The sequence below is a fragment of the Eikenella sp. Marseille-P7795 genome, assembly GCF_916618725.1.
GTDB classification, from domain to species: Bacteria; Pseudomonadota; Gammaproteobacteria; order Burkholderiales; family Neisseriaceae; genus Eikenella; species Eikenella longinqua.
Genome location: NZ_CAKAJZ010000007.1, coordinates 78,175 through 101,128, shown reverse-complemented (window position 1 = coordinate 101,128; position 22,954 = coordinate 78,175). Strand labels below are relative to the sequence as shown.

The window sequence follows — 22,954 nt, the reverse complement described above, 5'->3', positions numbered from 1 at the left end:
CACGCTTTCAGCTGGCCCGTATGGATACAGGCTACTTGAAACCGGGAAGCCGGCGCATACCGGCATGAAACGTCTGACTCACTTTTAAGAGGTAAAAATAATGACTGAAAAACAAATCAAGATTTTAGGCATCGTGGCCAGCATCATGGCTGTGGGCATGTATGTGGCCTACATTCCGCAGATTGCCGACAACCTGGCCGGGCATAAAGGCAATCCGGTGCAGCCCTTTGTGGCTTTTGTAAACTGCACGTTGTGGACTGGCTACGGCCTGTTTAAAAAACCGCGCGACTGGCCGATTGTGGTGGCCAACGTACCGGGCATCTTTTTGGGTTTGGCAGCCTGTTTTACCGCGCTGTAAACCTTTTAACTTCGCAGTAGCCACGTTTTCAGGTAGCCTTTTGCCAACACGGCAGGCTACCTGAAAACATTGCAGGGTTTCTGCCCAGCAAACACTTATCTAAACCCAACCACAAGCCCATGCTCTATCTGCACTCCTTCCCCTCGCCCTTGGGCAATATCCTTGCCGCCGCCAGCGAGCGCGGCCTGTGCCTGCTCGAATTTGCCGGCAGCCGGCGCATCGACGATGAATTGCGCGATCTCCAGCGCCTGCTCGGCTGCCAAACCAAGCAGGGCGAAAACGAACACACCCGACTGGTGCAAACCCAGCTGGGCGAATATTTTCAAGGTACGCGCCGCGAGTTTAGCGTGCCTCTGCACGCCCCGGCAGCCCGTTTCAGCGGCGGGTGTGGAACGCGCTGCAAACCATCCCCTACGGCGAAACCACCCATTATCAGGCGCTGGCCGAACAGCTCGGCAACCCTGCCGCCGTGCGCGCCGTGGCCGCCGCCAACGGTGCCAACCGCCTCTCCATCCTCATTCCCTGCCACCGCGTCATCGGCAAAGACGGCAGCCTCACCGGCTACGGCGGCGGCCTGCAGCGCAAACAATGGCTGCTCGACCACGAACACGGGCGGCATCAGGCGCAGCCCGATTTGCTCGGCTGATGCCGCGCGCCCGCTGCACGGAAACTTTGCCGCGCCGTATTTGAATGCGTTGAAGCCGCGTTTTCAGGTAGCCTTCCCGCCCGCCAAAGGCTACCTGAAATTCCACCTGCCCCCGTTTTCGCGTATCATCCGCCACCCCGTCCCACCGCACATCCGCCATGAATTTCACCCACCAGCACACCGCCCACTGCGAAAGCGGCGTCGTTTCCACCCTGCTCAAACACCACGGCTACGACCTCAACGAAGCCATGGTGTTCGGCTTGGCGCACGCGCTCACCTTCGTTTACCTACCCGTCGTCAAGCTCAATGGCATGCCGCTGATTTCCTACCGTGCCGCCCCGCGCAGCATCATCAAAAACGTGTGCCGCGCCTTGGGCATCCGTTTGAAACTGCAAAAATTTGCCCGCCCCGAGCAGGGCGCCGCCGCGCTGGATGCCGAGCTGGCGCAAGGCCGGCCGGTGGGCTTGCAGACTTCCGTGTATTGGCTGCCGTATTTCCCGCCCGAAATGTGCTTTCACTTCAACGCGCACAACCTCCTGGTTTATGGCCGCGAGGGCGGCGATTATCTGATTAGCGACCCGGTGTTCGAATGCCCGCAGCGCTGCCCCGCCGCCGATTTGCAGCGTGCCCGTTTCGCCAAAGGCACGCTTGCCGGCAAAGGCCTGATGTATACCGTGGATGCGCAAAGGCTACCTGAAAAACAGCAGCTGGCCGCGCGTTTGCCCAGCCTGTTGCGCGATGCCGTCCGCCGCAACGCCAAACACATGCTCGCGCCCGTATTTTTTGTGGGCGTGCGCGGCATGCGTACCGTGGCCAAGAAAATCGAACGCCTGCCGCAGGCGGATGCCAAATACCAAAAACTGTGGCTTGGCCACCTGGTGCGCATGCAGGAAGAAATCGGCACCGGCGGCGCCGGCTTCCGCTACCTCTACGCCTACTTCCTCGAGCAGGCCGCCGATATTTGCGCGCGCCCCGATTGGCAGGCCGCCTCGCAGGAAATGACCGACATCGGCGATCAATGGCGCCAGCTCGCCAGCTTGTGCGTGAAGCAGTGCAAACGTCCGGGTGAACAGGGCTGCGCGCAAATTGCCACTTTCCTGCGGGAGATTGCGGATAGGGAAGAACGGCTGTGGCGCGGGCTGTTGCGTGGCGCAAAATAGCAGCTGCGCGGATGGCAAGAGGCTACCTGAAAATATTCTTGCCCAATATGGCAGGCATGGCCGGCAGGTTTTCAGGTATAGCGAACCAACTTAACTTTCGCTACAGTGTTAGCTCGCCTTGCCGTACTCCTGTACTGTCTGCGGCTCGCTGCCTGGTATCGAAAGCCAATTTGATTCGCTATAGCCAGCAAAAACCGCCCGCACGGTTTCCCATGCAGGCGGTAGCGGCTTGAAACAAGCGATTAGTTCGGAGACACGAGGATTTTCACCTGGCTCTTCTCTTTCACCAGTGCTTCAAAGCCTTCGTTCACGATGTCTTCCAGCTTGATGCGTTTGGTAACCAGTTTTTCTTTCGGGAAGTAGCCTTGTTCCATCAGTTGCAGCACGGCGGGGAAAATATCGCGGTAGGCGATGATGCCTTTCACGGTTTTTTCCTTGATCACGATTTCGTTCGGGTGGATGGAGGCTTCGTTTTCCCAAATGCTCACGATCACGCATTCGCCGTCGTTTTCCACGCATTCGATGGCTTGCTTGAGCACGGGGGCCACGCCGGTTACTTCAAAGGACACGTTCACGCCGCCGTCGGTTTCGGCTTTGATGTGTTCCACTACGTTCACTTTGGAGGGGTCGATCACCACGGCGCCCAGTTCGCGGGCTTTTTCCTGGCGTTCGGGAGAAAGCTCGATGGCGTAGATGGTGGTGGCACCGGCGGCGCGCAGGGCTTCGATGGTGAGCAGGCCGATGGGGCCGCAGCCGAACACGGCGGCGGTGTCGCCGGCTTTCAGTTTGCTCTGGCGCACGGCATACAGAGCCACGGCAGCGGGCTCGGTGAGCGCGCCTTGTTCGAAGTCGATGCTGTCGGGCAGCTTGTGGCACAATTCGCCGTCTACCACGCAGTAGCTGGTGAAGCCGCCGTCGGCAGCCAGGCCTACGAAGCCGAGGTTTTTGTCGAGGTTGTATTTGCCTTTGAGGCCGTCTTTGGCCAAAATCGGCTCAACGGTAACGCGGTCGCCCACTTTCACGTTGGTCACGTCGGCGCCCACTTCCACGATCTCGCCGGAGAATTCGTGGCCGAGGGTGAGCGGGGCTTTGCGGCCGGAATAGGGGTGCTCTTTCTCTACCGGGATAAAGATCGGGCCGCCGAGGTATTCGTGCAGGTCGCTGCCGCAAATACCGGTGTATTTCACGGCGATTTTCACTTGAGAGGGGCGTGTGATTTCGGGAACGGCTACGTCTTCCACGCGGATGTCGCGGCGGCCGTACCATCGTGCAGCTTTCATTTTGCTCATGTCAGCAATCCTTATGTTGGGTTGGAAAGGAGTGCTGATTGTAGGAACTTTGGGCGGGAGTTTCAAGCGGATTTGTTATATTATTTCGATATTATTTTTTTATGAGCGCGGCGGGGAGAAGCACAGGGCGGAAAGCAGCGGCGCTTTGCGGGCGAGTGTGAATATTTATGATTGAAATACAAGAGATTACTTATCGCTACCCGGGCGCGCGGGAAGAAACGCTGCGCGGCGTGAGCCTGCCGGTGGCCGAAGGCTCGGCGCTGGGCCTGCTCGGGCCCAACGGTGCGGGCAAAACCACGCTGATGTCGCTTTTGGCCGGGCTCTTGCCTGTGCAGGGCGGGCAGATTTTGTTTGACGGCGTGCCCCTGCAGAAGCTACCGGCCAAGGAGCGGCAGCGCGTGTCGCTGGTGCCGCAGGATTTTGCGTTTTATCCGCTGCTTTCCGTGTGGGACAATATGCGCTTTTTCGCTGCGCTGTATGCCGTGCGCGATGAAGGCTACCTGAAAAACCTGTTGGCGCAAACCGGCCTCTCTGAACACCGAGCCAAACTGGCCAAACACCTCTCCGGCGGGCTCAAGCGGCGCCTGAATTTCGCCATCGGCCTCATCAACCGCCCCAAGCTGATTTTTCTCGATGAAATCACCGTGGGCATCGACCCCGAATCGCGCCGGTTTATTTTAGACAGCGTGGCCGGGCTTACCCGCCAAGGCATCACCGTGGTGTACACCTCGCATTATTTGCAGGAAATCGAGCTGCTGTGCCGCGACATCGCGCTGCTGCACGGCGGGCGGCTGGTGTATCACGGCGGGCTGCACGATATTTTGCGGCAAGGCGCAGAATCCGGCCTCAGTCTGCGCACCGAGCCGCCGCTGCCCGATGGCGAGCTGGCCGCGTTGCAAGGCCGCCGTGCCGCCGACGGCACGCTGCATTTCGACACCGCCGCTCCCGCCGAGCTGCTGGCCGCGCTGCACGCCCGAGGCTACACCGCGCAGGCCTGCCGTTTCGGCTTTGCCTCGTTGGAAAGCTTTTATTTGGATTTTCTGGCCAAACAGGCTACCTGAAAAAAGGCTACCTGAAAAATTTGCGCACGAACTGTTGATAACAAAGCAATGAACCTTCATCCCCACCCCCGCGCCGGAGCTGCCGAATGCTAGCCGCCGCCATCGTTAAAGAGATCAAGCTGCTCAGCCGCGACCTGCACGGCGTGGCCGTGCTGTTTGTGATGCCGATTTTGTTTATGCTGATTATGTCGGCCGCCTTGAGCAGCAGCCAGGAAAACCTCAATCCCGACGCGCAAATCGTGCTGCTCGGCAAGCCCGACAGCCGGCTCAACCGGCAATTCCTCCAAGCCCTGCAAAACGAAAAACTGCATGTGCGGCTGGCCGAGCCAAGCCGCCTTGCCGATTTTCAGGTAGCCTTGCAGCGCGGCGAGGCCGATTTGCTGCTGCTCAACCCAAACGATGAAACCACCCCGCTGGGCGAAGAGCAGCCGCTGCGCCTGTGGCTCCAGCCCGATGCCGACCGCGGCTGGCTGCTCGGCATCAAAGGCCTGATGCAGCAGCACTACACCGAAGCGCGGCTGGCGCAGTATTTTGACGGCAACGAAATTGTGTTGGACAACAACAAAAATCCCGCCGTGCGCCGCATTCAAGACCAAGTGAACAAAGAGCTGGACGGCAAATTCAGCCAAATCGAGGCCTACCTCGGGCGCAAGATGTGGCAGGAAACCTACCTCAACCGCCAGGGCGAGGCCGTGCAGCAGCCCAATTCGGTGCAGCACAGCGTGCCCGCCTGGCTGATTTTCGGCATGTTTTTCATCATGATACCGCTTTCCAATGTGATGGCGATGGAGAGCCAAACCAACACGCTCACCCGCCTGAACATGGCGCGTGCCCCCGCTTGGAAACTCTTGGCTGCTAAGCTGATTCCCTACTTTTTAATCAACCAGTTGCAGTTTGCCGGCATGGTGGCGCTGGGCGCGTGGGTGTTGCCGCTGCTGGATATGCCTGCCTTCGCGCTGGCCGGCGGCTGGGCGGGCTATGCCGCCGTGTCTTGCGCCGTGAGCCTGGCCGCGCTGGGCTATGGGCTTTTGGTGAGCGTGCTGGCCAAAAGCACCGAGCATGCCGTGGTGTTGGGCGGCGGCGGCATCATCATCATGGCCGCGCTGGGCGGAGTGATGGTGCCCGTGCACATCATGCCCGAGCTGATGCAGCGGCTCTCGCAGCTCTCGCCGATGGGCTGGGGCTTGGCCGCTTTTCAAAAATTATTGTTAAACCACTACACCTTGGCGCAAATCGCGCCGCAGCTGTGGCAGCTCGCCGGCTTCGGCCTGGCCGCGCTCGCCGCCGCCGCCGCGCTCTACCGCCGCCAACTGATCACCCAGGCAAGATTCTGATGAACACTCCCGATTTGAGCTCCCCCGCGCTGGAGCAGGCGCTGAAAACGCTGATTGTGCGCGAAACCGAAAAACAAGACGAGGTGGACATGGCCGCCTTCGCCGACGACACGCCGTTGTTCGGCCCCGAAAGCCCGATAGGCCTCGATTCGCTCGATGCCCTGCAAATCACCGTGGCGCTGCAAGCCCGCTACGGCGTGCGCCTCAACGGCGACCGCATGGTGCGCAAACACATGATGAATGTGCGCGATTTGGCGGCGTTTGTCCGCGAACAGCGCGGGGCGTAGGGCTACCTGAAAAAAGGCTACCTGAAATTTGGTTTCCCTATTTTCAGGTAGCCTCCATCCCCTAAATCCTCCCGCCAGATGAACCCAAAAATCACCCAACTCCAACAGCGCCATGCCCAAGCCCGCCTGCTGAAGCGCTACGCCTTTCTCGGCATCGAAGCCGTGCAAGGCAGCGATGGCGAGATTGCCCGTCGGTTTGTGGATAGAGGCATCTACCGCATCGACCGCCCGGCTGCCGCTGCCTTCCCGGTTCATGAAAACGGCATCATCAACCGCGCGCTCCGACAAGCTCAGCACCAAGCCGCCCGCGCCGATATGCTGCGCCGCATCCGCGCCTTGCTTGCCGATAAGGCGTGGATAAGCTTAAGCGACAACGGCTTCGGCTTCTGGGCGCTCGTCTCCCTGCCCGCCCTGCAAGCCGTTTTGGCTAATTGGTTTGCACAACACGGCGATTTCGAGCTGTATTTGGAAAACGGCCATGCGCTGGCCATCCACGAGGCAGAATACGAATGGGAAGTGTTGGAAACGCAGGGCAACCCGCTTGAGGCTACCTGAAAAATGAACATCAAAAGCCACCCGCTCCGCGCCGCCTATTTGTGCGGCAGCAACTATTGGTGCGCACAAGGGCAGGGCAGCCGCCGCTTCGGGCCGCCCGAACACCCGTTTGCGCCGCCTGCCGCCCGCACCGCACACGGCCTGGGGCAGCCGCGCGCGCTGCCGTATTTCGTCGCCTTTCCCGCCGAGCTGGCCACGCTGGCGCAGCTGTGCCGCTGGGCAGAAGCCGAAATCCGCCGCGCCGCCGCCGATGCCGGCTGGAGCGAAGCCGAATTGGCCGGCCTGCCCATCTTCCTCGGCTCCACCTCCTATGTGATGTCCGACCGCGAAGCCGCGCGGCCCGTGTGTACCGAAGCAGAACGCTTCACCCTGTGCGAAATCGCAGGCTACCTGAAAACCCGTTTCGCCAGCGAAAACGTATTCAGCTTCGCCACCTCCTGCACCTCCTCCGCCCAAGCCCTGCTCGCCGCCGCCCGCAGCATCGAAAACGGGCTGGCCGAGCGCGCCGTGGTGCTGGGCATCGAAAGCTTCAACCGCCTCACCTTCGAGCATTTCCACGCCATGAACCTGCTGGAAACCGAGCCGGGCAGGCTGCCGTTTTGCGATGCCGGCGGCCTAGTGCTGGGCGAAGCCGCCGCCGCGCTGGCCCTGTCTGCCCGTCCGCACCCAAGCTACGCCTGCCGCCTGCGCGGCCTCACCGCCCAAACCGACCACGCCAACCTCACCGCCTCCTCCGCCGAACCGCTGCACCGCCTGCTTGCCGAATGCCTGCGCCGCGCCGGCACCGCCGCCCGAGATTTGCGTGGCGTGAAAGCCCACGGCAGCGGCGGCCTCAGCGACGCGGTGGAAATGCAGGTGCGCGAAACGCTTTGGCCGCACACGCCCGCGCTGCTGTTCAAGCCCTATGCGGGGCACACGCTCGGCGCCGGTGCCGCGCTGGAAACCGCGCTGCTGCTCGCCGCTCTGCAACAAGGCCGCCTACCGCCGCTGCCCGCAGCCAGCACCGGTTTCCCCCTACCCACCCTGCACGGCCGGCCCCTGCCTAACGGCAGCTATCTCAACTACTTCCTCGGCTTCGGCGGCAGCCATTGCGCCTGGCTGCTGGATTGGCAGGCTTGAAGGCTACCTGAAAAATATCGGGCTACCTGAAAACCGATTCCCGGTGTTTTCAGGTAGCCTTTGGAAGATGCGGCAAAAGGCAAACCAGCCGGTGAAAGTGGTTTGCCCTGGCTTTACGATGGAAGCGTTAGTGCGATTGGTTGAACATATAGCGAGCGATTTTCCATTGGCCGTTTACTTTTTCCATCACCCAAAGTTCGCGGAAGTCATCGGGCGCAGTTTGGCGGGTGGATTTGACGGTAACCGGGCCTTTGGAAGTGGAGCGCACGAAGGCGTATCTGCCCAGCACGTTCATTTCCAGCACGGTGAAATCCAAATCCAAACCGACATTGGCAAACAGCCCCGAGTAGTTGCCCTCCAGCCCCTGCTTGCCGGCAGCCGTGGGCGAGGAATACGGCATAACCACGCCGTTTGCCGTAAATAGGGCGGCAACGGCTTGCGGCGATTCGGCTTTGAGTGCGGCGGCGTAATCGGCCAGCAGGCGGTTGATGGCGGTTTGGTCTTGGCGGCTGGCATGAATCACGGCATCGGGTGCGGTTTGGGTGTCGGCATAGGCGGCGGGTGCAGCGAATGCGGCGGCGGCCACGAGGATGGACATCAGTTTTTTCATGTGTTGGCTCCTTAAAGAAGGAAAAGTGTCGGTTGGCTGTGGTGAGGCTACCTGAAAAGCCGTTTTGCTTTTTCAGGTAGCTTTTCGGGCTGAATCAGTCAAACAATGCAAAGCCGCCCGTCCAGCCGATTTGCTCGCGCACGGCCAGGGTGATGGCGAGGAAGCCGAAGGCTTCCAGCTCGCGCGCCCGTTTCAGGCTGCCCGCGTCTTTGCTGTGCACGCCGCTGCCTTTCAGTGCGTCGGCCAGCTGCTGTTTGGCTTCACCGCTGTCGCCGGCAATCAGTACGGTGGTTTCTGCTTTGTCGGCCACTTTGCGGCTGGCCAGGGTGGCGGCAAAGTTGGTGTTGAAGGCTTTGAGTACGCGGCTTTGCGGCAATTTGGCGGCGATGTGTTCGGCGGCCGAGCTGCCTGCGGCAACGGTTAGGCCGTCCAGCGTGTCAAAATTGACCGGATTGCTGATGTCCACCACGGTTTTGCCTGCAAGCTGCGCGGCGTATTGGCTGATGATGTCGTCCACAGCGGCAAAATATACGGCCAGCACTACGATGTCGCCCAGCTGTGCGTTTGCCTCACCGCGTTTCACAAACGAAACCTGATGCCCTGCCGCCTGAAACAGACTGCCGATGGCGTTGCCCATATTGCCTTGTCCGAAAATAGAAATGTTTGCCACTTTTTGCTCCTGGATACGAGTTGAAGAGAATTGCTTAACCTTGGAGCGCATTGTATTCGGATAAGCATTGCTTGATAATCCGTGTATTTCTTGAAACAGTTTGAAGCAGAACTTGAAATGGAAAAGGCGAAACTGCTGCTGATTTTTGCCGAAGTGGCCAAACAGGGCAATATGAGCCGTGCCGCCGTGCCGCTGGGCATGACCGCCAGTGCGGTGAGCCAGCACATACGGCATTTGGAGCGGCTCTACGGCGTGAAACTGCTCAACCGCAGCACGCGCCGCCTGGAGCTGACCGAAGCCGGCCAGCTGTTGCTGCGCCATGCCGAGCATTTGGCGCAAACCATGCGGCAGGCCGACGACGACATGGCCGCGCTGAAACACCGCCCGAGCGGGCAGGTGCGGATTTCGCTGCCCACAGGCTTCATCAATGCGCCCGAAACCCGCCGCCTGCTGGACACGGTGCGCGAGCGCCATCCCGATATCCGCATCAGCCTGATGGCGCAAGACGAAGCCGTCGATTTGCAGCACAACGATGCCGACATCGCCATCCGCGCCGGCGAAATTGCCGATTCGCCCGACAATGTTTCCCGCCGCCTCGCCGCCTGCCCAATGCACATCTGCGCTTCGCCCGATTATCTGGATGCCCACCCCGTGCGGCGTGTGGAAGACCTGCTTTCCGCGCACTGGTTGTGCCACAGCGAAACCATTCTGCGCGCCGCCTTGGACGAACTCGGCCTGTCTGGGCGTTGGCCCGACAGCCTGACCGAATGCCCTTCATCCGCCGCCAGCGCCTACTATCTTGCCGCCGAAGGGCTGGGATTAACCCTTGCCCTGTCGCTCGAAATCGCCCCGTTGCTCGACAGCGGGCGCCTGAAAATCGTGTTGCCACAGCACCGGCTGGCAGCAAGAAATATTTACGCCGTCGTTGCCCATGCCAAACAGTCGGCGAAAAACACGGCGGTGCTGGAAGCGTTGAAAGAAGTGTTTGGCGGAAAGAGGGCTACCTGAAAAGCAGAGCGAATTAAATTTAAACCAGGATTGCGTTGCCCCGCCTTGCCACCTTGTTCTGATTCAAATTTAATCCACTATATCGGGCTACCTGAAAACAGAAAGGACGATTGCCGAATATGCTGGCAGATTTTCCCCTTAATCGGCCGCTGTGCCGCATTCAGGCTGGCAGCCGCTTCCTGGCCGAGCCGCAGCAGACAGACGGCGAACTGCGCCGACTCCTGCGCGAACAATACGGCATCGACGCGCGCCGCCTGAGCCGTTTCACCCTGCTTGCCCTGCTGGGCGCGCTGCCGCTGTGCCAAGGGCTACCTGAAAACCCGGCCGTATATCTGGCTTCGCCGTTCAGCTCGCCCGGCCGTTTGGCGGCGATGCGGCAGAAACTGGCGGCCGGGCTGCCTTCGCCGCTGGATTTCATGGCCAATATCCACAACGCCGCCACTTTCCATCTGGCGCAGATTCTCGGCAGCAGCGGCAACAGTGTGTTTCTGGCGGCGGAAGCGGAAGATTGCTGGGCGGCGCTGTATGCCGCGCTGAACGAGATGCTGGCCGAACCCGGGCAAACCGTGCTGCTGGGCTGGGCGTATGAGCGTGCGGCGGAGGGCGAGCCGGAAGGCAGCGTGTGGTGGAAACTTTCAGGTAGCCTGTTGCCGCGGGCAGAAGGCGGCAGGATAAGCGTGGCCGGGGAAGGCGAAGCGGCATCGGCGCTTGTGCCTGCGGCGGCGGGCTTTCTGCCTGCGGTGCTGGCGTGGGAGGATCGGGCGCGGCAGGGCGGGGCAGTGTTGCCGCGGCGCGGGATGTGGCCTGCTTTGCGGGTGGAATGGGGCGAAAGATGAGGGAATATCGGCTGCTGGATGTGGTGCGGCTGAAGCGGGATTGGCGGGAACACGGCTTGCGCGCGGGCAGCATCGGCACGGTGGTGGACGTGTATGGGCGCGATGCTTACGAGGTGGAGTTTGCCAACCAAAGGGGCGAAACGCTGGCTTTGCTGGTGTTGCATGCGCCAAGGGATTTCGAGCAGTATGAGACTGCCTGAAAAAAGTGCAGCGCAGGGGCGTGTCTGCGCAGTTGAAATTTTCAGGTAGCCTTTATGCTTGGCTACCAAACGAAGGGATGGCGAACCATCCCTTCTTGCATATCGCTCAAGAATCGATGTTCACCAAATTCTCCGGCGCCAGGATGCGGTCGAGCTCGGCTTCGCTCAAGAGGCCGCGCTCCAGCACCACTTCGCGCACGCCTTTGCCGGTTTGGGCGCAGATTTTGCCCACCAAGTCGCCGTTTTCGTGGCCGATATAGGGGTTGAGGTAGGCGACCAGGCCGATGGAGTGGAATACATAACGCTCGCAGATGTCGCGGTTTACCGTGATGCCGCGCACGCATTTGTCGGCCAGCGTGGCGGCGGCGTTGCCCAAAAGCGAGATGGTTTCAAACATGCATTGCGCAATCACCGGCTCCATCACGTTCAGCTGGAGCTGGCCGGCTTCGGCGGCGAAGGTGATGGTGGTGTCGTTGCCGATCACCTTGAAGCAGATTTGGTTCACCACTTCGGGAATCACCGGGTTTACCTTGGCCGGCATAATGGAGGAGCCGGCCTGCATTTCGGGCAGGTTGATTTCCTTCAGGCCGGCGCGCGGGCCGGAGGAGAGCAGGCGCAAATCGTTGCAGATTTTGGAGAGCTTCACTGCCGTGCGCTTGAGCGCGCCGTGCACCATCACATAGGCGCCGCAGTCGGAAGTGGCTTCAATCAGGTTTTCGGTGAGCTTGCAGGGCAGGCCGCTGATGGCGGAAAGTTTTTGCACCGCCAGCGGGGCGTAGCCCGGGGGCGTGTTCACGCCGGTGCCGATGGCGGTGGCGCCGAGGTTCACTTCCAGCAGCAGCCGGCGCGTGCGCTCCAGATTGAGGATTTCTTCTTCCAGCAGCACTTGGAAGGATTTGAATTCCTGCCCCGCCGTCATCGGCACGGCATCTTGCAGCTGGGTGCGCCCCATCTTCAGCACTGTTTTGAATTCTTCGGCTTTTTGCGTGAAGGCGTTTTTCAGGTAGTCTAATTTGCCCAGCAGCCCTTCCACACTTTCATACACGGCTAGGCGGAAGCCGGTGGGGTAGGCATCGTTGGTGGATTGGCTGGCGTTCACGTGGTCCATCGGGTTTACGATGTCGTAGCGGCCTTTGGCGTGGCCGAGGATTTCCAGCGCCAGATTGGCGATCACTTCGTTGGTGTTCATGTTTACCGAAGTGCCGGCGCCGCCTTGGAATACGTCGGAAGGAAATTGGTCGAGGCAGCGGCCTTTTTCCAGCACTTCGTCGCAGGCGCGGGCGATGGCGTCGGCAATTTCCGGCCGGAGCGCACCCAAATCGCCGTTAGCCTGCGCCGCCGCTTTCTTCACCATCACCATGCCGCGCACAAACTGCGGCACGTCGGAGATTTTCTGGCCGGAAATCTGGAAGTTTTCCATGGCGCGCAAGGTGTGGATGCCCCAATAGGCGTCGGCGGGGATGCTGCGCTCGCCCAAGAGGTCGTGTTCGGTGCGGGTGTTCATGATGTTTCCTTTGCGTGGAGGGATGGCGGGATGATACCAAGTTCCGCCGTTTTCGGCTTGCCCCGGCCGCCCGATTGCCGTCGGGGAAATGTGCTAGAATTCGCGCCCTCTTCAATAAAGGTTTGTTTCTATGGCACGTCATCCCTACCGCCGGCTGCGTTCCGCCCGCGCGGCCATGCCCGAAGTGGGCATTTCCGAGCTCGGCAACATCCGCTCGCTGCATTTGGGCAGCGAAACGGTGCAAAGCTCGATGAATGTGGACGACCCCGCCGAGCTGGTGCTTTCCTACAGCCGCGCCATGATGGCCTGGCTGCTGTTTGCGCCTTCGGTGCGGCACATCACGCAAATCGGCTTGGGCGGCGGCTCGTTTACCCGCTGGATTGATGCCTGCCTGCCCGAGGTGGCGCAAACGGCGGTGGAAATTAACCCGCAGGTGATCAGCGTGGCGCGCGGGCTGTTTGAGCTGCCGTTTGAGGGCGAAAAGTTTGAAATCATCGAGGCCGACGGCGCGGAATACATCAAAACCCTGCGCGGCGGCACGGATATTTTGCTGGTGGACGGCTTCGACGGCGAGCAGATTATCGATTCGCTGGTGGGCGAGCCTTTCTTTGCCGACTGCCGCACCGCCTTGAGCAGCCAGGGCATTTTCGTGACCAACTGGTGGAGCGGCGATAAGCGCTACCCGCTTTTCCTGCAACGGCTGTCGAAAGTGTTTGAGCAGCGCGTGTTGTGCGTGCTGGCGGAAACGCACGGCAATGTGGCGGTGCTGGCCTTCCAAAGCTGGACGCCGCAGCCTTTGGCGGCATTGCAGAAAAGGGCGGCCGAGCTCGACAAGCAGTTCCGGCTGGGCTTTAAAAACATGCTGCATCGGGCGGAGCCGCCGCCGGGCAGCGAGTGGAAATGGCTGCGCTGAGGAATTTTCAGGTAGCCTTTGAGGCTACCTGAAAAATATCCGCCACGATTGAGTAATGGTTGTATGAAAGGCTACCTGATTTTCAGGTAGCCTTTTTGCCATGCCGAGAAGCGCTATTCCGGCTCGCCTGCTTGCTTTACCCAGTAGTCTGCGGCGGCTTGGCCTTCGGCGGTGTCCCGGTTGGGGGCGGAGAATGTGTAGTATTGCCACAGGCGGTGGGCGGCGGCGCGGTCGCCGTGTTCGGCCAGGCTTTGCACGCGGGCGAGCTGCTGCGGCTGGAGGTGGTAGATGCTGCCGGTGCATATCGGGGCGGCTGGGTTGTAGCGCTCTTCATCCAGCACGGCTTGCAGGCGCGGGGGCAGGGCGACGCCACGTTGTTTCAGCTCGTATGCCCAGGCGGCAGCGTCGAAATAACGGTAGGTGGCGAGGTGCTCTTCGGCGGCGGCGAGGATTTCTTCGTTGGTTTTCGGGGGCGTCGGGCTGGAGGTGGCGGTGGGCATGGCGGCGTCTTTCTGACAGGCAGTGAGGAGGAAGAGGGCAGCGAGGAGGGGAAGCGGGCGTTTCATGCTTTCTTCTTGGGCGGGCTTGGGTTGGGAGGAAGGCTACCTGAAAACTGGCGGCGGGAAGGTTTCAGGTAGCCTTTAGCCGCGGCGGTCGGCGGCGCCGAAGTGCCAGGCGCCAACGTCAAGGCGCACGCAGAGGTAGCGCCACAGCAGGGGCTGGCTCACGGCTAGGGTGGCGGAGAGGGGGCGCAGTAGGGCGGTTTTGGCGGGATTGGTGAGCAGTAGGGCGCCTTTCACGGCGGTTTGCAGCTGTTGGGGGGAGCTCGGCGGCGCGGAGGAGGGCTTGGCGGCGGGTGTTGGGCGAGGTGGCCGGGCGGGGGGTGGGGGCGAGGTAGGCTTTGAGCAGCAGCCAAAGCTGGGTTTGCTCGCGGCTGGCGCTCTGTTGGCGGAAGTGGCATCGGATTTGGTCGAGCACGGCTTGCTGGGCGCTGTCTTCCTGCATCACGAAGGCGGGCAGGAGGTGTTCGAGCAGCTCAGTGCTGGGCAGCAGGGGGTGTTGCCACAGGCGGGCGAGCTGTTGCCCGACGAAGGGGGTGAGGGCGACGGTGTGGCTTGGCTGGGTTGTGCTGCGCAGAAAGCCGTTGCGCTGTGTTTGCACTGCGTTGAAGGCGGCGCTTTCAGGTAGCCTGTGGATTTGGAATAGGCAGAGCAGGGCGGCGGAGGCGTATTCGCCGTCGAGGGCGGCGGCCTGCCAGTCGGCGTGGAGCGGCAGGTGCGGGGTGGTGGGGCGGTAGCGGCGGATGCGTGCCTGCATGGTGGCTTGGCGGTGGCGGTAGAGGGCTTCGCTTTGGTCGGCAACGGGGTCGGCTTCGGCGGCGGGGCAAGCGGAAGTATCTTCGGCGAAGTAGACGGGGCCGTTGGCGCCTTTGAGCTCGGGGGCGAGGCGGCGGGCGGCAGCGGGTCGAGCCGGCGGATGCGTTCGATGATGGGGGGATGGGTGGCGGCGAGGCTGCCGGAGGTGATGCGGCCGAACATCATGTGGGCGTATTCGGGGCCTTGGGCGGAGCGCAGGCGGCAGCTGCCGCTGCGGGCGATTTTGCGCAGGGCTTCGATGAGCGGGGCGGTTTGGCGGGTGAACTGCACGGCGGAGGCGTCGGCGAGGAATTCGCGCTGGCGGCACACGGCGGCTTGCAGCCAGCCGGCAAACAGGCTGCCGATGGAGCCCAGCGCAATCATCAGGATGCCGAAGACTTGCAGCGGCAGGGTTTGCATGATGATTTCGATGCCGTTGTCGAAGGGGTGGTTGTCTACGTTTTTATTGCGGCGGTATTCGAGGTAGTGTTCGTCGTCGCGGCCTTCGAGGAAGTAGCGGCCGCTGCTGGCGATGCCTTGCAGGCCGTGCAGCCAGGCGGAGAGGCGGAGGTTGAGGCGCATGTCGCCGTGGAGGATGTGGCTGAATTCGTGGGCAATCACGGCTTGCAGCTCGTCGCGCTTGAGGCGGTGTACCGCGCCTTGGGTAACGCCGATTACGGCACGGCGGCGGCTGAGGCCGGCGGCGAAGGCGTTGATGCTGCCGTCGCGGCGCAGGAGGTACACGGGCGGAGTGGGCAGGCCGGCGGCCAGGGCGGTTTCGGCCACCACGTTGAGCAGGCGGCGTTCGGCAAAGCTGGCTTCTTGCAGTTGCAGCTGCTCGCCGCCGAGGCGTTTGGCCACGGCTTCGCCGCCGAGCCGCAGTTCGCGCAGGCGGTGCAGGCTGAGGCCGATGGTGAGCAGGCACACGAGGATGGCGGGCGGCAGGTAGTACCACCACAGGCTGTGGCGCGGGCTGCCGAAGCCGAAGATGAGCGGCAGGCTGCCGAGCACGGCGGCAGTGAGGACGACTGTGCCGGCCAGCGCGAGCGCATACAGCGCCACCAGCCGGGTGCTGCGGCGGCGTGCTTGCTGTTGGCGGCGGAAGAAGCGCATGGGGGAATCCGTGTTCGGGAGGGATGGGCTGAATATAGCCAATCCGGCGGGGTTTGGCAAAGGGTGGAGGCTACCTGAAAAATGGGGGGCTTGGTTTTGGGCTTTGCAGAAACCCGCCAAGCTGGTTTGACTGCGCTGAAGCTGGCGTTTTAGCTTCACAGAAACTCAGCCTTGGCTTCGCCAAGACATCGGTCCACTTCGTTGAAGCTGACGCTTTCAGGTAGCCTTTTGCCTGATGCGGAATGCTTGGGAGGCTACCTGAAAATGGTTTTGCGGCGGGGGGGTGGCCGATGCAAAGAGAATGAGCCGGCAACGTATTCTAACTCTGGCGGCGATTATTTTTCAGGTAGCCTGTTTGCCGGCTAGGAGGCTACCTGAAAAAGTAGAAACGGAAAAAATAGAAGCAAACCAAGCATTCCGCAAAAGCAAGGTAACAAATTTTCAGGTAGCCTTTGATCTGCCGACAAGGCTACCTGAAAACCCCGTTGCCGGCACGCCCGCCCCGCGCCGACGCAATCTCGGGTAAGATAGCGCTTTTTCGGATTTCGGAGACAGCTATGCCGCAGAAAGTAATCGCAATCGACGGGCCGAGCGCATCGGGCAAAGGCACGGTGGCGCAGCGCGTGGCCGAGGCGCTGGGCTGGGCGTATCTCGATTCCGGCGCGCTCTACCGCATCACCGCGCTGCATGCCCGCCGCCGAGGCGCGGATTGGGCAGACGAAGCCGCAGTGGCCGCCTTGGCGCAGGCCTTGCCGGCCGAGTTTGCCGCCGGCGCGGTGCTGCTGGACGGGGAAGACGTGTCGGCCGCCATCCGCAGCGAGGAAATCGGCATGGGCGCTTCGCAGGTGGCGGCACTGCCCGCGGTGCGGGAGGCTTTGTTGCAACGGCAGCGCGCGTTTCTCGGCGAACAGGGCTTGGTGGCCGACGGGCGCGACATGGGCTCGGTGGTGTTCCCCGATGCCGTACTCAAAATATTCCTCACCGCCGGGGCGAAAGTGCGTGCCGAACGCCGCGCCCGGCAAATCGGCGAGCCGCTTTCTGGCGAGCGTTTCGAGCGCATCCTGGCCGCCATCGAAGCGCGCGACGAAGCCGACCGCAAGCGCGCCGTTGCGCCGCTGCAAAAGCTGCCCGAAGCCCGCCTGCTCGACACTTCTGCGCTCACCATCGAAGAATCGGTAAAAAAAGTGCTTGATTGGTATCGGGAAAAATAAACTTGCTGTATAATGCCGCACTTTCGGCGCATCCGCCCCGTTTTGAGGCGCGTGTGCTGCATAACCGGTTGATTGATTGCTTTTCCGTTAAAGACAAGCAAACAGATTAAACCCCTGCCTGCCGTGCCAAGGGCGGCAGGCTTTTAGCAACCTCAACCCTCCGCACTCCTTGGCCGTGCGTGGAAAAGACAAAACCTTATGGAAAATTTTGCCCAGTTACTGGAAGAATACTCAGCCGTACAAGAAATGAACCAGGGCGAGGTGATCACCGCCGAAGTGGTGGCGATTACCGACAAACACGTGATCGTGAATGCCGGCCTGAAATCCGAATCCCTGATTGATCTGGACGAATTCAAAAACGCCCAGGGCGAGCTGGAAGTAAAAGTCGGCGATTTCGTTACCGTAACCATCGAATCCGTGGAAAACGGCTTCGGCGAAACCAAACTCTCGCGCGAAAAAGCCAAACGCGCTGCCGATTGGCTGGCTTTGGAAGAAGCCATGGAAAGCGGCGAGATCCTCTCCGGCGTGATCAACGGCAAGGTCAAAGGCGGCCTCACCGTGATGATCAACAGCATCCGCGCCTTCCTGCCCGGCTCGCTGGTAGACGTGCGCCCGGTGAAAGACACCTCTCACTTTGAAGGCAAAGAAGTAGAATTCAAAGTGATCAAACTGGATAGAAAACGCAATAACGTCGTGGTATCCCGCCGCGCCGTGCTGGAAGAAACCCTGGGCGAAGAGCGCCAGGCCCTGCTGGAAAGCCTGCAGGAAGGCACCGTGGTGAAAGGTATCGTGAAGAACATCACCGACTACGGCGCATTCGTGGACTTGGGCGGCATCGACGGCCTCCTGCACATCACCGATTTGGCATGGCGCCGCGTGAAACACCCGAGCGAAGTGCTGGAAGTGGGTCAGGAAGTGGAAGCCAAAGTGCTCAAGTTCGACCAAGACCGCAGCCGCGTATCTCTGGGCATGAAACAGCTGGGCGAAGACCCCTGGAGCGGCCTCGCCCGCCGTTACCCCGCCCGCACCCGCCTGTTCGGCAAGGTAACCAACCTCACCGACTACGGCGCGTTTGTTGAAATCGAGCAGGGCATCGAAGGCTTGGTACACGTTTCCGAAATGGACTGGACCAACAAAAACGTTCACCCGAGCAAAGTGGTGCAGCTGGGCGACGAAGTAGAAGTGATGATTCTGGACATCGACGAAGACCGCCGCCGCATCAGCTTGGGCATGAAACAATGCCAGCCCAACCCGTGGGAAGAATTTGCCGCCAACTTCAATAAAGGCGACAAACTCACCGGCGCCGTGAAGTCCATCACCGACTTCGGCATTTTCGTGGGCCTGCCCGGCAACATCGACGGCTTGGTACACCTCTCCGATCTTTCTTGGAGCGAAAGCGGCGAAGAAGCCGTGCGCAAATACAAAAAAGGCGAAGACGTGGAAGCCGTGGTTTTGTCTATCGATGTGGAGAAAGAACGCATCAGCCTGGGCATCAAACAGCTCGAAGGCGACCCCTTCGGCACCTACATCAGCATCAACGACAAAGGCGCCTTGGTGAAAGGCACCGTGAAATCCGTTGAAGCCAAAGGCGCCGAAGTGCAGCTGGCCGACGAAGTGGTGGGCTACCTGCCCGCTTCCGAGTTCGACAGCGAGCGCGTGGAAGACCTGACCACTAAGCTGAAAGAAGGCGACGAAGTGGAAGCCGTGATCGTTACGGTAGACCGCAAAAACCGCAACATCAAGCTTTCCGTGAAAGCCCGCACCGCCAAAGAAAACCGCGAAGCGCTCAATACCGTGAATGCTGCGGCCAGCCACGCCGGCACCACCAGCCTGGGCGACCTCCTGAAGGCCAAGCTGGGCGGCGACAACGAATAAGGATGCTGTAAATGACCAAATCAGAGTTGATGGCCCATATGGCCGAAAAATACCTGGCTCAGGGGCATGCTCGCCTGGCAGTGAAAGACGTGGAGCAGAGCGTGAAAGTTTTGGTGGATGCCATGACCCGCGCCCTGGCCCGCGGTCAGCGTATCGAGATTCGCGGGTTTGGCAGTTTCGACCTGAACCACCGCCCGGCCCGCGTGGGCCGCAATCCGAAAACCGGTGAAAAAGTGAACGTGCCCGAGAAATACGTGCCGCACTTCAAAGCCGGCAAGGAGCTGCGCGAACGCGTGGACCAGGCCGCCAAGTAAGACTGGCTTAAGCTGAAGAAAAGGCTACCTGAAAATTTCAGGTAGCCTTTTTATGTATGTTTGGGCAAACGGGATTGTTTTAAATTTATTTGAAATTCAGAACAGGTGAAATAACCACAGAAGTTTGTACTTGATTAAACTCTGGCCTGAACGGGCTTTGATCAGTTAGCTCAAAACGATACCGACCAATGGGAAGTTCGAAACAACCACGTGCTATGTTGTTGGCAATATTTCTCGGATTATCTGTGTTGGCACCGTATGAATCTTCAATGACGAAATTGGTGTATTCCTTTTGGAACATCAGCGTTTCTTGGCGCAGGCCTTTCCGATATACCCGCATCCGAATGGTGTACATTGGTTCGCTTTCTTCCGATAAATCACCTAGGCCGGTAAAGGCTTGCTGCATTTTTTGAGCTTCTTCATTGAGGGGGCCAAAAACGCCTTTATCCGCATCCGGTCCCCATAGGTTGATCATGCCGTCAATGAATTCAATTTTTGTCCAGAGGCAGTAGCGGTGTTTGAGATAAATTGTTTCGTTGAACTCAAGCCGTTTGTGTTGGCCTAGAGGAAAATCTTGATAAGCTGGGGTAGGTAGAAACTGAAGAATCAAACTGCGGGAGAAGTCGCAACTGACCAGTAGACATGACACGACGCCGAGAATAGCCAATTTTTTTAATAGCGGCGCGTATTTTTTCAGGTAGCCTTTGAGTTTGCCGGAAGGTTGGCGTGGCGGCGTGGGCGGCGGGTTTGTGGCTTCACTCATATTCAACCCTTTCTTCAGTAGATAGTTGAAGTAGATAGAACGAGGGAATTGTACGCCTGCTGTGCAGGGAAACCAAATACCAGCTCGTGTGGCAATGATTGGTAGAGGGGAAAACTAAAGGCTACCTGAAATATTTTTCAGGTAGCCTTTTATCCGGGCAAAGCAAGCGCCTTACCAATAGCTCACCAGCTCCGACAAATCGGTATTCTTGCCACCGTCGGCGGTTTTTTGCGCGGTGCCGATCATCAGCAGGCCGATGATTTTGTCGTGCTCTTCGCAGGCAAAGGCTTCGCGCAGGGCGGCGGTATTGACCCACAGGCCGGTGAGCCACACGTTGTCGAAGCCTTGCGCCTTGGCAGCCAGCTGGATGGCGTAGGCGGCGCAGCCGGCGCTGAGCACTTGTTCCCACTCCGGCTTGGGCTTGAGGCAGTTTAGATTGGGCTTGGCCACCACGCCGATCATCAAGGGCGCCATCTGCCCCAACACCTCGGCCTTGCGCGCCGCTTCGCCGCCGATTTCGGCCGCGCATTGGCCGAGCACGTGGCGGAAGGTTTGCCAGCCCGCTTCGCTTTGCACCACGACAAAGTGCCAAGGCGTGTGGTTGCCGTGGTCGGGCACTTGCGTGGCGGCCTGCAAAATAGTTTCCAGCTGGGCGGCATCGGGGCCGGGCGCGGTGAGGAGGCGCACGGAGCGGCGGGTGGTGAGCAAATCCAGGGTGTTCATATTGTTCAGATTCCTTGTGTGCGTTGTAAACGGAAATGCCGTGCTTATACCACACGCCCCGCATTCAGGCTACCTGAAAAAATTGCCGGCTTCGCCCCGTGCCGTTTGGCGATATAATGCGCCCGTCTCCCATCCTTTGAAAGCCCGCCATGAGCGCCAAGCCTCTCTTCACCCTGTCCGACCAAAACGGCCACGATTTCTCCGCCGCCGAACACTTGCCGCTGGTGCTGTATTTCTACCCCAAAGACAGCACGCCCGGCTGCACCGCCGAAGCGCAGGAATTCAGCGCGCTGCTGCCCGAATTTCGGGCGCTCGGTTTTCAGGTAGCCGGCGTATCGCGCGACAGCGTGGCCAGCCACCAGAAATTCGTGTGTAAATACGCGCTGGAAGTGCCGCTTTTGTCGGACAAAGACGAAACCGTGTGCCGCCTGTTCGACGTGATAAAAGAGAAAAACATGTATGGCAAGAAAGTGTTCGGCATCGAGCGCAGCACCTTTGTGCTGGATGCGCAAGGCAATATCGCGCGCGAATGGCGCAAAGTGAAAGCCGCCGGCCACGCCCAAGCCGTGCTCGACGCGCTGCGGGAACAGGTGGAATAGGGGCAGCGATGCAATACCGCTACGAAGCCCCGTTCGGCACGCTGATCTGCCGTTTTGACGGCGACAGGCTCACCGAAATCCTGCTCGGCAACGAGCGCATCGACTTCCTGCCCGCGCTGCCGGAAAACAGCGCGCTCGCCCGCGGGCTGGACGGCTATTTTTCAGGTAGCCTCCACGCCCTGCCCAAAGTGGCCGAAATACCGCCCGGCACGCCGTTTCAGCGCAAAGTGTGGGCGCAGATTGCCGCCATCCCGCCCGGGCAAACCCTCAGCTACCGGCAGATTGCCGAGCGTATCGGCAGCCACCCGCGCCCCGTGGGCGGCGCCTGTGGCAAAAACCCGCTGCCGCTCTTGATACCCTGCCACCGCGTATTGTCGGCAAGCGGGCTGGGCGGCTTCAGCATGGGCGGCGATACCGAGCGCGGCCTGGCGGTGAAACGCTGGCTGCTCAAGCACGAGGGCATCGCATGGTGAAAACAGCCGAGCCGCTGCCGCCGCGTTGGCAAGAGCCCATCGAGCAAACGCTAGACGACCTCTTCCTCACCCGCCAGCGCTCTGCCAACACCTTGGCCGGCTACCGGCGCGACTTGGAAAAAGTCGCCCGCCGCCTGCAAGCGCGCGATACCGATTGGCTCCAGGCCGATGCCGCCGGGCTGGCCGAAGCCGTGTATGCCCCCGGCGAGAAACCCGCCTCCCAAGCCCGCGCCCTCTCCGCCGTGAAGCAGCTCTACGGCTTGCTCCAGCTGCAAAACCGCCGCAGCGACAACCCCACGCAATCCCTTTCCCCGCCGCGCAACGGCCGCGCCCTGCCGCCGCTCATCAGCGAAGCGCAAATCGACGCGCTGCTCGCCGCGCCCGACACCGGCACCATCTTCGGCCTGCGCGACAAAGCTGTGCTCGAAACCCTGTATGCCTCCGGCCTGCGCGTATCCGAAGCTGCTGAAATGCAGTTGCAGGATTTGGATTTGCAGCGCGGCGTGGTGACCGTAATCGGCAAGGGCAACAAGCAGCGTATCGTGCCGCTGGGCGCCGAAGCCGTGCACTGGCTGGAACGCTACCTGAAAGAAGCGCGCGGCTCGCTGCTCAAGCAAGCCCCGTGCAACGCCGTATTCGTGGGGCAGAAGCGCATGGGCATCAGCCGCCAGCTGGTGTGGCAGATGGTGAAGCGCTACGCGGCCGAAACCGGCATCAGCTCGCTCAGCCCGCACAGCCTGCGCCACGCCTTTGCCACCCATCTGGTGAACCACGGCGCCGATTTGCGCAGCGTGCAGATGATGCTCGGCCATGCCAGCCTGAACACCACGCAAATCTACACCCACGTGGCCAACGAGCGGCTCAAGCAGATGGTGGAGCAGCATCATCCGCGGGGCTAGCGGCGGCAGAAAGTGCATGATCGTTTTCAGGTAGCCTTCAAGGCTACCTGAAAAATTTCCGTGCATCCCAACAGGCAAG

At 60.6% G+C, this 22,954-nt stretch carries 28 protein-coding genes and 1 pseudogene; 20 read left to right on the top strand and 9 right to left on the bottom strand.

Annotated elements, in window-relative coordinates; translation table 11 throughout:
- Window positions 1–100 precede the first annotated feature (100 nt).
- The 4 genes and pseudogenes from LG371_RS10300 (at window position 101) to LG371_RS10285 (ending at window position 2,164) form a co-directional block, all read left to right on the top strand.
- Window positions 101–358: a SemiSWEET family transporter gene (locus LG371_RS10300; RefSeq protein ID WP_023886953.1), complete on the top strand. Its 258-nt coding sequence runs from the start codon at window positions 101–103 to the stop codon at window positions 356–358.
- Between the two features lie 119 nt (window positions 359–477).
- Window positions 478–654, top strand: a pseudogene (locus tag LG371_RS10295) (cysteine methyltransferase); the annotation flags it as partial.
- An 89-nt stretch (window positions 655–743) separates the two neighbouring features.
- The gene (locus tag LG371_RS10290) at window positions 744–1,004 is read left to right on the top strand and encodes a methylated-DNA--[protein]-cysteine S-methyltransferase (RefSeq protein WP_305054844.1); all 261 of its coding nucleotides are present in this window, start codon (window positions 744–746) and stop codon (window positions 1,002–1,004) included.
- A gap of 158 nt (window positions 1,005–1,162) precedes the next feature.
- Complete coding sequence (locus tag LG371_RS10285) at window positions 1,163–2,164, top strand: BtrH N-terminal domain-containing protein (RefSeq protein ID WP_225748422.1); 1,002 nt, start codon at window positions 1,163–1,165, stop codon at window positions 2,162–2,164.
- Window positions 2,165–2,406: 242 nt separating this feature from the next.
- Here the strand turns inward: LG371_RS10285 and LG371_RS10280 are convergent, their stop codons facing one another.
- Window positions 2,407–3,453, bottom strand: a complete 1,047-nt coding sequence (locus tag LG371_RS10280) for a 2,3-butanediol dehydrogenase (RefSeq protein ID WP_067592291.1) — start codon at window positions 3,451–3,453, stop codon at window positions 2,407–2,409.
- 167 nt (window positions 3,454–3,620) lie between these two features.
- Between LG371_RS10280 and LG371_RS10275 the strand changes: the two genes are divergently transcribed.
- The 5 genes from LG371_RS10275 (at window position 3,621) to LG371_RS10255 (ending at window position 7,809) form a co-directional block, all read left to right on the top strand.
- Entirely contained in the window at window positions 3,621–4,514 is an 894-nt protein-coding gene (locus LG371_RS10275; RefSeq protein WP_225748421.1) for an ABC transporter ATP-binding protein, read from the top strand.
- Between the two features lie 86 nt (window positions 4,515–4,600).
- Complete coding sequence (locus LG371_RS10270; protein WP_225748420.1) at window positions 4,601–5,848, top strand: ABC transporter permease; 1,248 nt, start codon at window positions 4,601–4,603, stop codon at window positions 5,846–5,848.
- The gene (locus tag LG371_RS10265) at window positions 5,845–6,135 is read left to right on the top strand and encodes a phosphopantetheine-binding protein (protein ID WP_370632689.1); all 291 of its coding nucleotides are present in this window, start codon (window positions 5,845–5,847) and stop codon (window positions 6,133–6,135) included. Before LG371_RS10270 ends, LG371_RS10265 begins: the two co-directional genes overlap by 4 nt.
- Before the next feature lie 78 nt (window positions 6,136–6,213).
- On the top strand, window positions 6,214–6,690 hold the full coding sequence (locus tag LG371_RS10260; RefSeq protein WP_225748419.1) for a hypothetical protein: 477 nt from the start codon (window positions 6,214–6,216) through the stop codon (window positions 6,688–6,690).
- Window positions 6,691–6,693: 3 nt separating this feature from the next.
- Window positions 6,694–7,809 carry a beta-ketoacyl synthase N-terminal-like domain-containing protein gene (locus LG371_RS10255; RefSeq protein WP_225748418.1) on the top strand — a complete coding sequence of 372 codons (1,116 nt, stop codon included), beginning with the start codon at window positions 6,694–6,696 and terminating at the stop codon, window positions 7,807–7,809.
- Window positions 7,810–7,936: 127 nt separating this feature from the next.
- On the opposite strand, the gene LG371_RS10250 is transcribed toward LG371_RS10255, so the two are convergent.
- On the bottom strand, window positions 7,937–8,419 hold the full coding sequence (locus tag LG371_RS10250; RefSeq protein WP_225748417.1) for an SgcJ/EcaC family oxidoreductase: 483 nt from the start codon (window positions 8,417–8,419) through the stop codon (window positions 7,937–7,939).
- 94 nt (window positions 8,420–8,513) lie between these two features.
- Window positions 8,514–9,089 (bottom strand): NADPH-dependent F420 reductase, encoded by a 576-nt coding sequence (locus LG371_RS10245; RefSeq protein ID WP_067592315.1) that lies wholly within the window; start codon window positions 9,087–9,089, stop codon window positions 8,514–8,516.
- A 117-nt stretch (window positions 9,090–9,206) separates the two neighbouring features.
- On the opposite strand from LG371_RS10245, the gene LG371_RS10240 reads away from it, so the two are divergent.
- The 3 genes from LG371_RS10240 to LG371_RS10230 all read left to right on the top strand — a co-directional run bounded on the left by LG371_RS10240 (window position 9,207) and on the right by LG371_RS10230 (window position 11,133).
- A complete protein-coding gene (locus LG371_RS10240) occupies window positions 9,207–10,097 on the top strand; it encodes a LysR family transcriptional regulator (protein ID WP_225748416.1) in 891 nt (296 codons plus the stop codon).
- A 119-nt stretch (window positions 10,098–10,216) separates the two neighbouring features.
- Window positions 10,217–10,933 (top strand): beta-ketoacyl synthase chain length factor, encoded by a 717-nt coding sequence (locus LG371_RS10235; RefSeq protein WP_067592319.1) that lies wholly within the window; start codon window positions 10,217–10,219, stop codon window positions 10,931–10,933.
- Window positions 10,930–11,133 carry a DUF4926 domain-containing protein gene (locus tag LG371_RS10230; protein WP_067592321.1) on the top strand — a complete coding sequence of 68 codons (204 nt, stop codon included), beginning with the start codon at window positions 10,930–10,932 and terminating at the stop codon, window positions 11,131–11,133. The genes LG371_RS10235 and LG371_RS10230 overlap by 4 nt, the downstream gene beginning before the upstream one ends.
- Window positions 11,134–11,239: 106 nt before the next feature.
- Here LG371_RS10230 and aspA read toward each other — a convergent pair whose 3' ends face one another.
- Window positions 11,240–12,637: an aspartate ammonia-lyase gene (gene aspA, locus LG371_RS10225; RefSeq protein ID WP_067592328.1), complete on the bottom strand. Its 1,398-nt coding sequence runs from the start codon at window positions 12,635–12,637 to the stop codon at window positions 11,240–11,242.
- A 130-nt stretch (window positions 12,638–12,767) separates the two neighbouring features.
- On the opposite strand from aspA, the gene LG371_RS10220 reads away from it, so the two are divergent.
- On the top strand, window positions 12,768–13,550 hold the full coding sequence (locus LG371_RS10220) for a polyamine aminopropyltransferase (protein ID WP_067592330.1): 783 nt from the start codon (window positions 12,768–12,770) through the stop codon (window positions 13,548–13,550).
- A gap of 113 nt (window positions 13,551–13,663) precedes the next feature.
- On the opposite strand, the gene LG371_RS10215 is transcribed toward LG371_RS10220, so the two are convergent.
- From LG371_RS10215 to LG371_RS10205, 3 genes are all read right to left on the bottom strand, one after another.
- On the bottom strand, window positions 13,664–14,116 hold the full coding sequence (locus LG371_RS10215) for a hypothetical protein (protein ID WP_225748415.1): 453 nt from the start codon (window positions 14,114–14,116) through the stop codon (window positions 13,664–13,666).
- A 75-nt stretch (window positions 14,117–14,191) separates the two neighbouring features.
- On the bottom strand, window positions 14,192–14,350 hold the full coding sequence (locus LG371_RS10210) for a hypothetical protein (RefSeq protein ID WP_225748414.1): 159 nt from the start codon (window positions 14,348–14,350) through the stop codon (window positions 14,192–14,194).
- Between the two features lie 204 nt (window positions 14,351–14,554).
- Window positions 14,555–16,177, bottom strand: coding sequence for a M48 family metalloprotease (locus LG371_RS10205; RefSeq protein WP_225748413.1), 1,623 nt, complete (start codon window positions 16,175–16,177; stop codon window positions 14,555–14,557).
- Between the two features lie 142 nt (window positions 16,178–16,319).
- On the opposite strand from LG371_RS10205, the gene LG371_RS10200 reads away from it, so the two are divergent.
- The 4 genes from LG371_RS10200 to LG371_RS10185 all read left to right on the top strand — a co-directional run bounded on the left by LG371_RS10200 (window position 16,320) and on the right by LG371_RS10185 (window position 19,418).
- Complete coding sequence (locus LG371_RS10200; protein WP_156503508.1) at window positions 16,320–16,544, top strand: hypothetical protein; 225 nt, start codon at window positions 16,320–16,322, stop codon at window positions 16,542–16,544.
- A 31-nt stretch (window positions 16,545–16,575) separates the two neighbouring features.
- Window positions 16,576–17,229: a (d)CMP kinase gene (gene cmk / locus LG371_RS10195; protein WP_067592336.1), complete on the top strand. Its 654-nt coding sequence runs from the start codon at window positions 16,576–16,578 to the stop codon at window positions 17,227–17,229.
- Window positions 17,230–17,427: 198 nt separating this feature from the next.
- Entirely contained in the window at window positions 17,428–19,104 is a 1,677-nt protein-coding gene (gene rpsA, locus LG371_RS10190; RefSeq protein WP_067592338.1) for a 30S ribosomal protein S1, read from the top strand.
- 11 nt (window positions 19,105–19,115) lie between these two features.
- Window positions 19,116–19,418, top strand: coding sequence for an integration host factor subunit beta (locus LG371_RS10185; RefSeq protein ID WP_067592341.1), 303 nt, complete (start codon window positions 19,116–19,118; stop codon window positions 19,416–19,418).
- 85 nt (window positions 19,419–19,503) lie between these two features.
- On the opposite strand, the gene LG371_RS10180 is transcribed toward LG371_RS10185, so the two are convergent.
- Both LG371_RS10180 and LG371_RS10175 read right to left on the bottom strand, forming a co-directional pair.
- The gene (locus LG371_RS10180) at window positions 19,504–20,181 is read right to left on the bottom strand and encodes a hypothetical protein (RefSeq protein ID WP_225748412.1); all 678 of its coding nucleotides are present in this window, start codon (window positions 20,179–20,181) and stop codon (window positions 19,504–19,506) included.
- A 171-nt stretch (window positions 20,182–20,352) separates the two neighbouring features.
- On the bottom strand, window positions 20,353–20,904 hold the full coding sequence (locus tag LG371_RS10175) for a nitroreductase family protein (protein ID WP_225748411.1): 552 nt from the start codon (window positions 20,902–20,904) through the stop codon (window positions 20,353–20,355).
- Window positions 20,905–21,053: 149 nt separating this feature from the next.
- Between LG371_RS10175 and LG371_RS10170 the strand changes: the two genes are divergently transcribed.
- The 3 genes from LG371_RS10170 to xerD are packed head-to-tail and all read left to right on the top strand — an operon-like array spanning window position 21,054 to window position 22,875.
- Window positions 21,054–21,503 carry a peroxiredoxin gene (locus LG371_RS10170; protein WP_067592347.1) on the top strand — a complete coding sequence of 150 codons (450 nt, stop codon included), beginning with the start codon at window positions 21,054–21,056 and terminating at the stop codon, window positions 21,501–21,503.
- An 8-nt stretch (window positions 21,504–21,511) separates the two neighbouring features.
- The gene (locus LG371_RS10165) at window positions 21,512–21,976 is read left to right on the top strand and encodes a methylated-DNA--[protein]-cysteine S-methyltransferase (protein ID WP_067592349.1); all 465 of its coding nucleotides are present in this window, start codon (window positions 21,512–21,514) and stop codon (window positions 21,974–21,976) included.
- Window positions 21,970–22,875 (top strand): site-specific tyrosine recombinase XerD, encoded by a 906-nt coding sequence (xerD, locus tag LG371_RS10160; RefSeq protein WP_067592358.1) that lies wholly within the window; start codon window positions 21,970–21,972, stop codon window positions 22,873–22,875. Before LG371_RS10165 ends, xerD begins: the two co-directional genes overlap by 7 nt.
- The last annotated feature ends 79 nt before the right edge of the window (window positions 22,876–22,954 follow it).